The organism is Cellulophaga sp. BC115SP, from assembly GCF_009905545.1.
Classification (GTDB): domain Bacteria; phylum Bacteroidota; class Bacteroidia; order Cytophagales; family Spirosomataceae; genus Flectobacillus; species Flectobacillus rivi.
Map to the genome: position 1 here is coordinate 44,008 of NZ_JAAALB010000040.1, position 13,630 is coordinate 57,637.

14 protein-coding genes and 1 pseudogene are annotated in these 13,630 nt (G+C 35.8%); 2 read left to right on the forward strand and 13 right to left on the reverse strand.

Annotation, left to right across the window (positions count from 1 at the left end; all coding sequences use genetic code 11):
• Positions 1 to 194 precede the first annotated feature (194 nt).
• Complete coding sequence (locus tag GVN22_RS21470) at positions 195 to 557, forward strand: FdtA/QdtA family cupin domain-containing protein (RefSeq protein ID WP_166553064.1); 363 nt, start codon at positions 195 to 197, stop codon at positions 555 to 557.
• 118 nt (positions 558 to 675) lie between these two features.
• Here GVN22_RS21470 and GVN22_RS21480 read toward each other — a convergent pair whose 3' ends face one another.
• From GVN22_RS21480 to GVN22_RS21505, 6 genes are all read right to left on the reverse strand, one after another.
• Entirely contained in the window at positions 676 to 1,152 is a 477-nt protein-coding gene (locus GVN22_RS21480; RefSeq protein ID WP_166553065.1) for a cyclophilin-like fold protein, read from the reverse strand.
• Positions 1,153 to 1,163: 11 nt separating this feature from the next.
• A complete protein-coding gene (locus GVN22_RS21485) occupies positions 1,164 to 1,577 on the reverse strand; it encodes a cupin domain-containing protein (RefSeq protein WP_166553066.1) in 414 nt (137 codons plus the stop codon).
• 135 nt (positions 1,578 to 1,712) lie between these two features.
• Positions 1,713 to 2,285: a DapH/DapD/GlmU-related protein gene (locus GVN22_RS21490; protein ID WP_166553067.1), complete on the reverse strand. Its 573-nt coding sequence runs from the start codon at positions 2,283 to 2,285 to the stop codon at positions 1,713 to 1,715.
• A gap of 300 nt (positions 2,286 to 2,585) precedes the next feature.
• Positions 2,586 to 4,763: a xanthine dehydrogenase family protein molybdopterin-binding subunit gene (locus tag GVN22_RS21495; RefSeq protein WP_166553068.1), complete on the reverse strand. Its 2,178-nt coding sequence runs from the start codon at positions 4,761 to 4,763 to the stop codon at positions 2,586 to 2,588.
• 11 nt (positions 4,764 to 4,774) lie between these two features.
• Positions 4,775 to 5,293, reverse strand: coding sequence for a (2Fe-2S)-binding protein (locus GVN22_RS21500; RefSeq protein WP_166553069.1), 519 nt, complete (start codon positions 5,291 to 5,293; stop codon positions 4,775 to 4,777).
• A gap of 3 nt (positions 5,294 to 5,296) precedes the next feature.
• Positions 5,297 to 6,061, reverse strand: a complete 765-nt coding sequence (locus GVN22_RS21505; RefSeq protein ID WP_166553070.1) for a hypothetical protein — start codon at positions 6,059 to 6,061, stop codon at positions 5,297 to 5,299.
• A gap of 163 nt (positions 6,062 to 6,224) precedes the next feature.
• Between GVN22_RS21505 and GVN22_RS21510 the strand changes: the two genes are divergently transcribed.
• On the forward strand, positions 6,225 to 7,109 hold the full coding sequence (locus GVN22_RS21510; protein ID WP_166553071.1) for an AraC family transcriptional regulator: 885 nt from the start codon (positions 6,225 to 6,227) through the stop codon (positions 7,107 to 7,109).
• Between the two features lie 192 nt (positions 7,110 to 7,301).
• Here the strand turns inward: GVN22_RS21510 and GVN22_RS21515 are convergent, their stop codons facing one another.
• From GVN22_RS21515 to GVN22_RS21545, 7 genes and pseudogenes are all read right to left on the reverse strand, one after another.
• Positions 7,302 to 8,306, reverse strand: a complete 1,005-nt coding sequence (locus GVN22_RS21515; RefSeq protein ID WP_166553072.1) for a type II toxin-antitoxin system HipA family toxin — start codon at positions 8,304 to 8,306, stop codon at positions 7,302 to 7,304.
• On the reverse strand, positions 8,303 to 8,632 hold the full coding sequence (locus GVN22_RS21520) for a HipA N-terminal domain-containing protein (protein WP_166553073.1): 330 nt from the start codon (positions 8,630 to 8,632) through the stop codon (positions 8,303 to 8,305). Before GVN22_RS21520 ends, GVN22_RS21515 begins: the two co-directional genes overlap by 4 nt.
• 3 nt (positions 8,633 to 8,635) lie before the next feature.
• The gene (locus GVN22_RS21525) at positions 8,636 to 8,845 is read right to left on the reverse strand and encodes a helix-turn-helix domain-containing protein (RefSeq protein ID WP_166553074.1); all 210 of its coding nucleotides are present in this window, start codon (positions 8,843 to 8,845) and stop codon (positions 8,636 to 8,638) included.
• A gap of 708 nt (positions 8,846 to 9,553) precedes the next feature.
• On the reverse strand, positions 9,554 to 10,432 hold the full coding sequence (locus tag GVN22_RS21530; RefSeq protein ID WP_166553075.1) for a hypothetical protein: 879 nt from the start codon (positions 10,430 to 10,432) through the stop codon (positions 9,554 to 9,556).
• A complete protein-coding gene (locus GVN22_RS21535) occupies positions 10,433 to 11,401 on the reverse strand; it encodes a ParA family protein (protein WP_166553076.1) in 969 nt (322 codons plus the stop codon).
• A gap of 69 nt (positions 11,402 to 11,470) precedes the next feature.
• Positions 11,471 to 12,829, reverse strand: a complete 1,359-nt coding sequence (locus GVN22_RS21540) for a replication initiation protein (protein ID WP_166553077.1) — start codon at positions 12,827 to 12,829, stop codon at positions 11,471 to 11,473.
• A gap of 586 nt (positions 12,830 to 13,415) precedes the next feature.
• A pseudogene (locus GVN22_RS21545) lies at positions 13,416 to 13,630 on the reverse strand (FadR family transcriptional regulator); the annotation flags it as partial.

Below are 13,630 nucleotides of genomic sequence, written 5' to 3' on the forward strand. Positions count from 1 at the left end.
ATTCAAGCAATATTTTTGTGGGCTTAACAAATGTTCATAAAAAAATAAGTATAAATACCCTATCTATTTCCTTTGTGGTTATATTTCCAATAAAATGTAATAGATTTAAAAATATTTACATTTTCTCGTTAAACAGACATATACTTCTCTTCCAATTAACCACATTATTAATATCTTATTTAGCCTTATTATAAATGAGTCAATTGTTGTTATTGGATAGTTATAGCTCAGATACTGGTGATTTAACCGTTTTTGAAAGAATCTTTCCCGAACACATCAAAAGAGTGTGTTTTATTCAAGGAGATGACAATATCACTTATGGGGGATATCGTCATAAATCCACTAAATTAGCATTAGTTTGCCTTTCTGGAAACTGTCGCGTCAATTGCAAAAATACCTCTGTACAAGAACAATTTGTGTTGGATTCAGCACAGAAATGCTTGCTTTTATGTCCAGATGACTGGTTTTTAATTGATTATTTTTCAAATGATGCCAAACTTCTTGTCATAGCTAATCAGCCCTATTGTACCGAAGAGCTGGTTCATGAGCCTTGTTAAAAAGATTTCATATCTACAACAAAACGATATTTGATGTCTCCTTTTTCCAGACGCTCAAAAGCCTCATTGATTTGCGATACACCTATCAGTTCAATAGTTGTACCCATATTTTTTCTTTTTATTTTATGTCAAAATGAATCGTTACATCACTATTTCCCACAGCAGAGGCAAGTCCAGAGGTATCAATGATACTGCCAAGTTTGGTATAGCTATAGGTAGTTGATAATGGTTGGTAAAAAAGTACGAATGTATTGGCACCATACATCATCAAATCACCAGTACTAATACCTGAGGGAACAGTTGGAGTAATAGGTAAGTTTTTAGGGAGACTAGCATATTTTTCATTGGCATTAAGCTCTGTCATCTTCAAGGTCAAAGGCAATAGCGCTTTAAATGACTTTGCTGTTTCATTATTCAAAAGAACAGCCGTAAATGATTGATTACCAATCTTCACTACAATGCTATCTTCTTTCATGCTAATTGAATCTTTGGGAGCTTCTTCTAAAACGATACTCTTATTGGGGAGTGTAGCACTTTTCTCACACGCAATACCACCTGCCAAGATGCTTCCTATCAGTACTATTTGTTTTATCATGATAAGTATGATTATGAAGCCTCCTGATTTACCAAAGCGTACTCCTCTGCTGTTACTGGCTGTAGCCATGTTACTTGGACACCTTCTTTAAAGTTGGTAATAGCAATATGCGTCATTGCTGAACTGTTTGAAGCGCCGTGCCAGTGTTCAATATTTTCAGGGATATTCACAACATCTCCTTTGGTAATTTTACGAGCAGGGTTTCCTTTTTCTTGATAAAATCCTTCTCCTTCAATGACGATAAGCACTTGTCCTTTGGGATGTGTATGCCAGTTGGTTCTGGCGCCAACTTTGAAAGTTACACTCCCTGCCGAAAATTCGTTGTTATGGTCTTGTCCGACCAATAGAGTTAAAAATGCTTCCCCTGTAAACCAGTCTTGTGGCAATGGTTGTCCCAAGGGAAAGAGGCTATTTTCTGCTGACATTTTCGTAGATGTTTTCGTGAAAGATATTTGCAAAGGTAGGTTGAGAAAGGCTCTACTATTTTATAAAAAATACGGTTTTCATTACCAATTTTACCGAAGTATTTCCCATTATTGACTAGCAGATTAATCGTAAGGTTATTGTTCAAAGCTTTTAATTACCCTCGCAGGAACTCCTGCTACCACGGTATTGTTAGGAACGTCTTTACTCACGACTGCTCCAGCAGCAACAACAGCGTTTTCGCCAACCGTTACGCCAGGTAAAATAGTTGCCGCAGCCCCAATCCAAGCATTTTTCTTGATATGTACCTTTCCTAATACCAATGCTTTTCGTTCACTCGGATGCAACGGATGACTTTCAGAAATAAGACTTACTTTAGGAGCGATCATGACGTCATCTTCGATAATAATTCCTCCCAAATCCAGAAACGTACAATCGTGGTTGATAAAAACATTTTTCCCTAGCTGGATAAACCCACCAAAATTGGTATGAAAAGGAATAAACACAGTGGTGCTCTCATCTATGTTTATTCCTATAATTTGAGAAAGTGTTTCTCTTGCTTGTTGTATATCAGTGGCGGTATTTAGTTTTGCAGACAGTTGCATTGTTTGCGATACTTTTTCCATGATTTTAGGATATTCTGGGTCATGGAAAGAAATCGTCTCGCCTGCGAGCATTCTTGTGAAAATATCGTTTGAGGATGTATTCATTTTAAAAGATTTTGTGAATCATAGGTTGGTAGTAAGTGTCAAAGATAAATTGTGAGTTAGGACTGTACGAAGGATTTCAAACTATTGCGGATTTGAGATTTCTGATTTCGGAAATGAAGCAAAATACTTTTATTTTTTACAAAATATAGAAGCTTACACTTCCGAAATCCAACATCCGAAATAAAAAGTTTTTATAACCTTTCGTACAACCCTAACCCTCAATTCATCATTAGCATATTGGAATAGCTTGACGAATAACAGCTCATAAACTAATGCCTAACAACTTACCCCTATTTCGTACTAACTTAAGTTATCTATATCAAATGGCATTTTACGTACACGGATACCTGTTGCCGCAAAAATTGCATTGGCTAGTGCTGGCGCTACAGGAGGCAGACCGGGCTCTCCAACACCTTTGATTGTTTTACCACCTTCTGCCAAGATATGTACCTCTATTTGAGGAACTTCGTTTATTCTTAGTACAGGATTATCATGAAAATTGCTTTGTTCTGTTTTCCCTTCAGCAAAGGATATTCCGTTTTTGATAGCGGCCGTAATACCCATTATCACGGCTCCTTCCATTTGTGCTTTTACAGTATCTGGATTTACTACTGTTCCTAAATCTATTACAACATAGACTTTATCAATCTTTACAGCCTTGTTTGATAGTTTTGTTACCTCTACGACGTGTCCACCCAAACCTGCAAAAAACTCCCATTGAGCTATACCACGTCCTTTACCTTTAGGAAGAGGTTTTTCCCATTTGGATACTTCTTTTAATTTGAGTAATAAACGTTTAGTATCCGATTCCTTGGTCAACATTGCTAATCTAAACTCCAAAGGGTCTTTACCTGCTGCGTGTGCCAGTTCATCAATAAAGCACTCGTGTGAAAAAGCCAAGGTCGAGCTGGTTACCGAACGCCACCAAAAAATAGGAACATGAATATCTGAATACACGAAAGTGTTTTTCATATTCGGAATTTCATATTGCTGGTGACTAATGCCTTCAGTCATATTTTGGTCAAGTTTCGTTTTGTCATGATTTGGGTCTAAAAATGACATAATGGTTGGCGAAATAACTTTATGTTGAAAAGCCACCAATTTACCATCTTCCGAAATAGCGCCTTTCATCGCCGAGAAGGTAGGCGGACGGTAAGGGCCAAACTGCGTATCGTCTTCTCTTGTCCAAATGAGCTTGACAGGCTTTTGAATAGATTTAGATAAATTGACCGCCTCAATAATAAAATCGATAGCTAATCTACGTCCAAAACCACCACCACTCAGTTGGCTATGCAAGGTAATTTGCTCTTCTTTTAACCCATATCTACCTGTCAAATCTCGTATAATATCAGAAGGTACTTGCGTTGATACCCAAATTTCTAAGGTATTGTTCTCTTTCCAATGTGCCGTACAATTCATTGCCTCCATCGGCGAGTGCGACACAAAAGGAGTTTCATAGAAAGCTTCTAATTTTTGGGAAGTGTTTTGATAGGTCTCATCAAATTTTCCCACATTAGCGTCTTCTACTCCTTCTTTTTGGGCTAATTGATGCAAAGAGTCTGTATAATCTTTTGAACTAAATGTTTCTTTTCCTTTATAATCCCAAGAAATTTTCAGGGCTTTTCTTCCTTGTAAAGCTGCCCAATAGTTTTTGGCGACTACGGCAACTCCTGTAGATTTATATACCCCAAATATGCGTTCTACTTCTATTACCTGCTCCACTCCTGCTATGTTGAGTGTTGCGGTTTTATCAAAGCTTTTTAGACTTCCTCCAAAAACAGGACAGCGTTCTACAGAGGCATATACCATATTTGGCACTTCTACGTCTATTCCGAACACTGCTTTGCCTGTCACCTTCAATGGAACATCTTGACGCTTGATGGATTTACCAAGTATCTTAAAGTCTTTGGCATCTTTCAAAGTTGGATTTTTAGGAACTTCCAATTTTGATGCTGTTTCTACTAATGCCCCATACTTTAAACTTTTACCTGTTGGTTTATGAAAAACCTGCGCTTTTTCGGCATAACATTCCGTAATAGGAACATTCCACTGCTGACTTGCGGCGGTAATCAGCATTTCGCGCGCAGCGGCTCCCGCTTTGCGCATATCAAAATAACTCGAACGTACCGAAAAGCTACCTCCCGAAAACTGAGCAGGACCAAACTTACTTTCTCCTCCTGTTTGTTGGACAATATATTGCTCTGGAGAAACTTCCAATTCTTCCGCAATCAAGGCTGTAATGGACTGATAGGTACCTTGTCCAATTTCTGGTTTGGAATTAAAAATGGTAATTTTTCCTGTATCCTCGATAATAATGTATGGTGTGAAATTGTAGGGTGTCGATGCTACATCCAGAGATGTCATTACCTCTAATTCTTGAGCTTTTGCTGAAGAATTAGAAACACCCAAAATAATTGCCGCTCCCGATAAACCTGCATATCGTAAAAAATCACGGCGCTGAATCTGTTTAGATGACATAGTTGTAAAGTTTAGCGAGTGTTTGAAGGGCGTTTAGTAGTACCTTTTTCTGTTTTCAACTCCTTAGCAGCTGAATGAATAGCCTTACGGATACGCTCGTAAGTACCACAACGACAAATATTCCCCGCCATATAGGTATCAATATCTTCATCTGATGGATTAGGATTGGCTTTTAATAAAGCCACAGCTGACATTATCTGACCTGACTGACAATAGCCGCATTGAGGCACTTGTTCTTCAATCCATGCTTTTTGTACCACATGATCGATTTTGGCGGCGTGGAGTCCTTCCGAAACACCTTCGATGGTAATAATTTTACTACTTGCTTTTACGGTAGAAATTGGCGTTTGACAAGAACGAATCGCCTGTCCATCTACGTGAATTGTACACGCCCCGCACAAGCCCATACCACAACCAAACTTGGTACCTTTCAAACCAACATAGTCACGAAGTACCCAAAGCATAGGCGTTTCAGGTTCGGCTTCGACTTTAATCGTTTTGTTGTTGACAGATAATGTGTAAGTTTTCATTTCTTATTTCTGATTAAAGTTTTTACTAAAATTATAACTTAACATTACATTCCACATAAATTGTTTATTATCTGGAATAGTAGAAGTAAATGTCTGATTTATTGTTGATTGTATGGTAAAAGGACTCTCTTTTTTTGATAAAATACCTGTTAATGAGAGATATTTACCTGTGTAACCATCGGTATTCAAAAAATAGAAAGATGGTACAAGCTGGAATCTCAAATCACCTCCCAATTTTATGTTAGAAATACTGGTATTCAGAAACAAAACTTTGGTTTCTTGTGGTCCATGCAATTGTAGCGCATTTCCTTGCAAGTAAACAGCACTCACACTCCAATTGGATGTAATTTGATAATTGGGCATAATTTCATAGGCCAAAAATCTCAACATTTCCGTAATTTCTTGCGACGCAGTGTTATCTGAAACAATTCTTTTGACAAGCGTAAAAGCTGGATGTGCACTTACGCGTAAGCTAAACTTTTTTTGTTCGACTAATTGGTATCTCAACCAAAAAATCATTCCTCCTTTGCTGGCATCCGACACTAATCTTATGTCAGGATTGAAACTAAATCGGTTTTTACGCCATGCGAAATTGGTTACTACCGCTGGTCGATTTAAAGAGAAGGTTGGAATAATCGAAAAACCATTATTGGTCACTCCCACAAAACCGCTAAAGGTATTAACCGTTTTGGTACTGTCCTGTTGCCCATAAACGAGCCTACCCATGAGAGCAAATGCCATCAGGGTACATAATTTCATCAAGTTCATTTATATTGTGTTTTTGGATAATGTAAATCAGTTTCAAAATTATACTTTTGAAAGTCTAGTTTTTTTATAAATTTTACGGTTTTACTTACCACTTTTACTGGTCTATGCCTTACGAATATTTTTCTTCCATAATTTAGAAGTATCAACAAAATGGAAAAAGACCATGGTTATTTATGATACCGTCAAGCAGTATAGTCAGACATTCAACAACTCGGCGTTCCATCCTCTGATTAGTTTAGTCGATTTGGGAAAATCGAATCCCTTACCCCGTAGCAAATTCAAAATGGGAATTTATGCTATCATTATTAAGGAATCCAAATGTGGTGACTTGCGTTATGGCAATACTTATTATGATTATGACGAAGGGACTATTGTATTTTTTGCTCCTGAACAAATCATTTCAACTGAGCCAGAAGGAGAAATGCATCAGCCCTTTGGCACTGCTTTGGTTTTTCATCCAGACTTAATTAAGGGAACATCTTTGGGGCGACAAATTCATGAGTTTAATTATTTTTCGTATCAGTCAAACGAAGCATTACACGTATCTGAACGAGAAAAAGAAACTATCATGAATTGTATCGAAAATATTTCTTCTGAAATCAATCAAAATATTGATAGACATAGCAAAAAACTCATTATTGCTAATCTTGAGCTATTATTGAAATACTTTTCAAGATTTTATGACCGACAGTTTATCACTCGAGAGGAAGTTCATCAAGGTATCCTTTTGCAATTTGACCAACTACTGACCGATTATGTATATGGGAAAGATTTGGCGACGAAAGGGCTTCCATCGGTAGCATATTTTGCAGACTGCCTGCATTTATCCGCTAATTATTTTGGAGATTTAATCAAGAAGGAGACGGGGAAAACGGCACTAGAATATATCCAATTAAAATTATTGGATTTCGCAAAGGAACGAGTTTTGGATACCACCAAATCGCTAAGTGAGATTTCGTATGAATTGGGCTTTAAATATCCCCAACATTTTACCCGATTTTTTAAGCAAAAACTAGGTGTTACACCATTAGAATATCGTTTAAATTAGCCATGAGCCATTCTTAATTGAGTGAATTGAGATTGAGTGAATGAATGATTATTTTCAAATTAGGATTGTATTCCAATTTTTTGATAATACAATACTGGATGACACAATTTTATTACGTCTTCACAGGTGAAATATTTATTTTTAAAAAAAACCACTAAATCATTCAATCTCAATTCACTCAATTCAAGCTTTTTATTTATTCAGACTATTCCTTCGAGTATTATACATTTGCCAATAGCCTCGTCTATTATTTTCATTCAAAAAAGAATGATTGATTAGGGTTTCAACTAATGGTTGTTTCTCTAGAAATGGCATAAGTATTTTTTCTATTCTGCTTTCCAATACGCCTATTCTTTTACCTAATTCCACAAAATCTGCTTTTGCTGGGTGCCCTGATTTTTTGAATTCTACGCTTTGAAAATCATCTATGAATAGCCCTCTATCCAAGGCAAAATCAGTATCATCGACATGAAGTCTTGTATTGATTAAATCATAAGCGGGACTCAACAGATAATCTCCGCCGGAAGATTCAAGCAAGGAAAAGTTTTTCAAATGGGCATCGCCGTTGCTAAACAAATAATTGAATACCACCAACACAAAATACTTTTCAATCTCTACACGCCACGCTGGTACGTACTGTTTTATGAGTGCGCCAATTTCTTCATAGCTATATTCATATTTGAAATTAGCACCCGCATTATCTTTTGTTTTTCCAGCCAAGGTTGCAAAATCCTCCTTACCCCATTTTCCTCCATCTTTCTTTACATCAAATCTTTTGGTGATATAGGCTGGCGAGCCATCTTTAAAAAATATCAAGGCATTTTCTGCTGTATTGAGTCCGTACACTTGTTTAGCAATTTGCATGGTCAAATGCTCATTTGCAGGCACTTGATCAACTTTCTTTAAATCTCTCGGAATTGGTTTCAAAATATAAGTACCTTGTTCTCCTTGATGTGTTAAGCGAAGTTGATTTTTTTCGAGTACCAAACTCAATTTTTCTTGTACCCCCGAAATAGAAATGCGTTTACGATTTTCTATAAATAACTCGGCGACTTCCTCATTTTGCTGAGCTTGTTCATAAGGCAAAATATGGTTTACTTTTTTGCCATTAAACATATTTCTCAAGCAACTCGGACTGTAAGTGTTAAATCCTTCCGCTAATGTTCCAGGGCAATATGTTAATTCATGTAGATTCATTTTTCTATCAAGGGTTTTACCGTTACGGCTCCGATGGTATCGCTTTGGGCTGTCGCCATCAATAGACCAAAACTATCGTCTTCATCTATGCGTAATTGTGTGCTTTGTAGTTTACGATTTACCCCTTCACTGAGCATATTAAAAAAGAAAGGGAACAGCACCTCACTAGTGTATTCTTGCTGGCTCTTAGGAAGCGTCAGACTTATAGCTGGCATTTGGGAGTCATCGAAATAATTTTTATCGTATTTGAAAACAAACTGCTTTCGATTTTCCTCTATGAGGATTCCTGCAAAAATACCATTTCGATAGACCGCTACTTTTCTCATTATTTACGCATTTTTTTTAATGTCCATGGATAAAACCAAACCAAGTACTTCTGCCAATTTATTGAGAACCTCTAAAGAAGGATTTCCCTGTCCTCGTTCGAGTTTATACAGAGTGTTTGTACTTATACCTGCCAATTCAGCCAAATGTGGCTGAGTAATTTTCAACTCCTTTCGTCGTGTCTTGATGATATTTCCTAAATCCTGAACTAACATTATATTGTGATTTTTATGTAAAAATATCTTTTTTCAGCAGAAATTCAAGCACAAAATCACATTATAATATGATTTATACGTAATTTCTATTTCAAATGCTTATTCATTAAATAAAACACACATTATATTGTGATTTTATCGTTATTTCCAGTATCATCAATCTATTAAATAAGTTGATGTTGTACTCAAAAACAGACATTTTACTAAACTGAAAAACGACTTTTATAGGGATTTTTACTTTCCAAAAACCCCTATACACTTCATATTGCCCAAAAGGACAAAATGTCCGCTTGCATAAAAGCTTACTCCAAACCTTCAATTAAAAACGACTTTTATGGGTATTTTAAAAATGGAGTTTTTGAAAACACTTACTCAAAATACACCAAGAGGACAAAATGTCCGCTAGGTATTCTTTATTGAGAATTTTATACCGTGCACAGATTTAACCTCAAAATTTTCATGTTATGGTTTTAGTATTTTTCTCAAGCGGACATAATGTCCTCTTGGGAAAAATACCACTTTGAGTCATTTTAATAACGACTTTTATGGGGTCTTTAACAATAAATGAGCTATTGACATTATCTTTTAAAACTATAAAAAATACAATTTTATTTATATAAAAACATTGTAAAACTCAAACTATTAAAATAATAGCCCAAGCGGACAAAATGTCCACTTGGGCTATTATTGAAAAAAGGACTTTATTATTTAATCAATCATGAAGCCTTCGAGTGAATTTACCAATTGCTTGAGCTGGTCAAAATGAGTTTTTGATTTGGATGCTTGAACCGTCTTTAGCATAGCGTTAATATCCTTGAACACTTTATCAGGAGTAGCTTCTGACGAAGAAGTAGACAAAGAAGCTGGCTGTGACACTACCGAATCCAAGGCTGCAATACTCGAAATAGGTTGCTCCACAACAGCTTTGCTCAATTGTTGAATAACTTTTTTGGGTACCTTTACTTCTCCTGAGAGGACTTGTTTGCGAAGATCAATATCCAATTTTTCAAGACCGCTGGCAAAGTCACCATCTCTACGAATAGTTTTTTCATCAACTTTAAACTGTTGCGCTATTTTTTCAGAGGTTTTTAATTCCATTCCCTCTGTTGAAAAATTAGATTCCTTGCTTGTCAATTTTTCAGCATTGTATCTCAATCCACGGTAATAGGCCATCTGTGTCGGGCTCAAATTGCGACGCCCCATTTGAAGGTCAAGCATATAATTACGAGCTTCAAGGATGGTCTCAAAAAACATCAGCACAATATTGAAAGGCAGATTATGTTTTTGACAAATCAAGTATCTATTGTGACCATCTACCAATACAAATAGCTCTTGGTCAGTCTCCGAATTGGGATTGACTTTCTGCTCGGTAGTTTGCCAAATCACTAAAGAGTCCTTACAACCATTAGCCAAAATATTAGCTTCAAGTCCTTCTAATTCTTCTGTTTGTAAGGGTTGAATCAAGTCTTTGAGTTCGTCCAAAATCGTGATTCGCTGCTTTATATTCTCATTCGAAATTAAACCAGAAGTTACAGTCTTAGTAACGTTCGATTTCATTTGAGCCTTAAAATCTATCTTCTTAGCCATCTATTTCGAATTACGTTTTGAATTAATATTATTGAGAAGTTCTAGCGCCAACTCATCATACGATTTGGCAGCGGCAGAGTTTTTATCAAAATCAAAAATTGGCGCTTTCAAAGCTTGTGCTTTTTTAATTTCAATGCCTTTTTTGATTTCAGTATCAAAAATATTGACGCTTTGATAGTTTTCTCTAACTGCTTCTTTCATACTGGTATGCACAGTGTTTTTTTCAACTATCGTAAACAAAATACCTTCAATATGTAAAGTTGGATTTGAGAAAATTTGTGTCTCATAAATTACTCCAAAAAGTGAGTTAAGACCATTTACCGCATTCATTTCTGGTTGCATAGCCACAATGCACGAGTTGGCCGCATTTAATGCATTGAGAGTCAAAACCGATAGGGAAGGAGGACAGTCTATTAAGATAAAGTCATATACATCCAGAAATGGAACTAACGCTCTTTGCAAACGCTGTTGGCTAGCTGGAGCTGAAAGTAGCGTTTGTTCAGCTTTTTGAAGTTCTAAGTCAGAGGGAGCAATATGTAAGTGTTCCGTAACTTCTTCGATATGCAATGGAATGGTATAGTTGACCAAGGAATTAAACACTTGTCCATTCTCGGTAGTCACATTGAATATCTGACTTAAGTTGCCTTGAGAGTCAAGGTCAATTAATAATACCTTCAAACCACGATTCGATAAGGCTTCACCCAAGTAAGCAGTTGTGGTTGTTTTTCCAACTCCTCCTTTATTATTGGCAATGGCAATGACTGTAGCTTTAAGATTGAAAGCTTCATTATAACCATATTTCATCAGAACAGGCAACAATTTGCTACGTTGCTTATCGGTAAGTTCGCGCTTAAGAGAGATAATTTGAGTGAGCGAGCGAATCGCCATGCCAGCTTCTTTTTCTATACCCGTGATGGTAAGGGCTGGATTTCTATTGAGAAAACGAATTAGTAAGTCTGTAGTAAGCATAAAAAAGCATTTATTGTGTAAATATAATATTTGTATTTTATCTATACAATAAATGTCATTTTTTATATCTTATAAAACTAAGCCAAATTCTTTTGCTTTGGGAAGATAAGGATCCTTAATTTTTTGAAAATCTGCAATAAAATGACTTTTACACCAAGTTACAACAAAACTCGTTACCATAAACTGCTGATTCTGAATCGCTCCATAAAATTTCATGGGAATAGAGCTTTCATTTGAGGCTAATATATATTCCCAAACTAGCTCGTCGGTAACTGTTTTGGGTCCATTTTCTATTTTGTTTTTAAGCTCATTATAAATCGCAACTCCCACAGTAGGATCAAACCTCAATAAATGAATCGCATATTCCAAACAGTCATCGTAATAGGCCTTGAGTAATGAATCTTTTTGATAAGTAATCGATTTTTCTTGAACTTTGATATTCTCTGTAATAATCAGTTGTTCTTGGTGAGCTCGAATCTTTAGCTCTTTCGTTTCTTGCTGTTTGACAATGTCTTCGGCACTCACCATCTTTTGTAAGTAACGAGCTGGATCTTGTACTTTTCCTTGTTTTATTTCTTTAAGCGTATATTCTACTCCTGCCAAAATTTGGGCGTAAGGGTATTTCTTAAACCAAGTATTCACCACTGCTTCTGTAACATACTCTTTCACAAGTGTATGTATCTCCACAATTTGAAGTTGCAAACTTTCATCCACTTTTGTCTTTTGGCGATTTTCAATAATGATAAAACGCAAACGAATAACTTTTTTCCCTGATTTAATTTCTTCAAAATCAAAATATAAATCCGAACTACTTTCCAATTCTGTTCTGGCTTGTTGCAGGACTTTGAGCTTGAAATCAAAATAGTTTTTGTATCTGGTCGAAAGCCCTAAACGATCTTTCAAGTCTTCAACATCTAACTCAAACGAGCCAAATCTTTCATACTGTTTACAGAATTCATAAAATCGAATAGCGTAGATACTATCTAAAAAAAGTAGATTACGTATATCTAATACCGTAAAATTTTCTTTAATCTGTAAAAGGAAGGGCTTGAGCTTATTAGAAAACTCAAAAATGAATTTTGCCTGAACTTTATCGTAAACGATTGAACTAAAGAAGTTTGCTTCTAATTTGATTTTATCATCTTCGTAATAAATATCTTTTTTACGAAGCTTGGTCAATTCTTCTTGTAAGTATTTTAATAAGTTTTTGGTTTTGCCACCCACAAAGTTTTGAAATTCTTTCAGAGAAATCTGCACGTCAGGCAAATCATCATTGCTCTGATCGACAGATGCAATGACTTTCAGAAAAACTTTCATCTGTACTGCAGTAATGTCAAACTTAGCATTGATAATTGGATTGGTCTTGACTAATCTGTTGGGATCTCTTGAAATAACTTCAATGGCTTTTTCTCTATGCTCTTTACTCATGGACGATTTGGGCAACGATTTAGATGGTAGAACGACTAAGTATTTGTTTAGTCGTTTTTACGAAATTAGTAGCTCTAAGTCACAAAAAAAAGTAAAAACGACACATTTTATCCACAGTCGTTTTTACAAAATGTGGATAATTCCCTATAAAAGTCGTTATTGACCCATAAAAGTCGTTTTAATATCCCATAAAAGTCGTTTTATGACCCATAAAAGTCGTTTTACATCCCATAAAAGTCGTTTTATGACCCATAAAAGTCGTTTTTAGCATACTTAAAATATTGAAAATCAAATAGTTATGAAGCCTGAAAGAATAGAAAGAAAAGGAAAGAAATGAAAGTATTTGACAAACAGCGTTGATTTTTTTTTATTTTTTTAAAAGTTTAAAAATAAGGATTTTTTCATTCAGTGATTTAGAAAGGATTGTCTATTGCGGTGCCCCATAAAAGTCGTTTTTCTTTGCTCGGTGAAAGAAGAAAAACAAAAAAGAAATCATGTGAAAATTTGAGGTATTACTGTAATTCTAAAAAAGCTCTCATATTTTGATTTTAAGCGCTCAAAATATGAGAGTAAGGTGAATTGTTGTCTATTCAGCAAAAAGTCTCGCAAAATGATTTTCTAGGTGGTTTCTCATGCCATTGCGGAAAAGTTCTGGCGAGCCATTCTCCAAAATATCTACTAAACCTTTGTGAGAGACAAACTTCCGATGAGGCAAATCTTTTTTTAGCAGGCCGCTATTGTGGACATAATCAAAAATCGGGAGTAACATTTTCTGGAAACTTTTGAGCGTTTTGTTGCCAG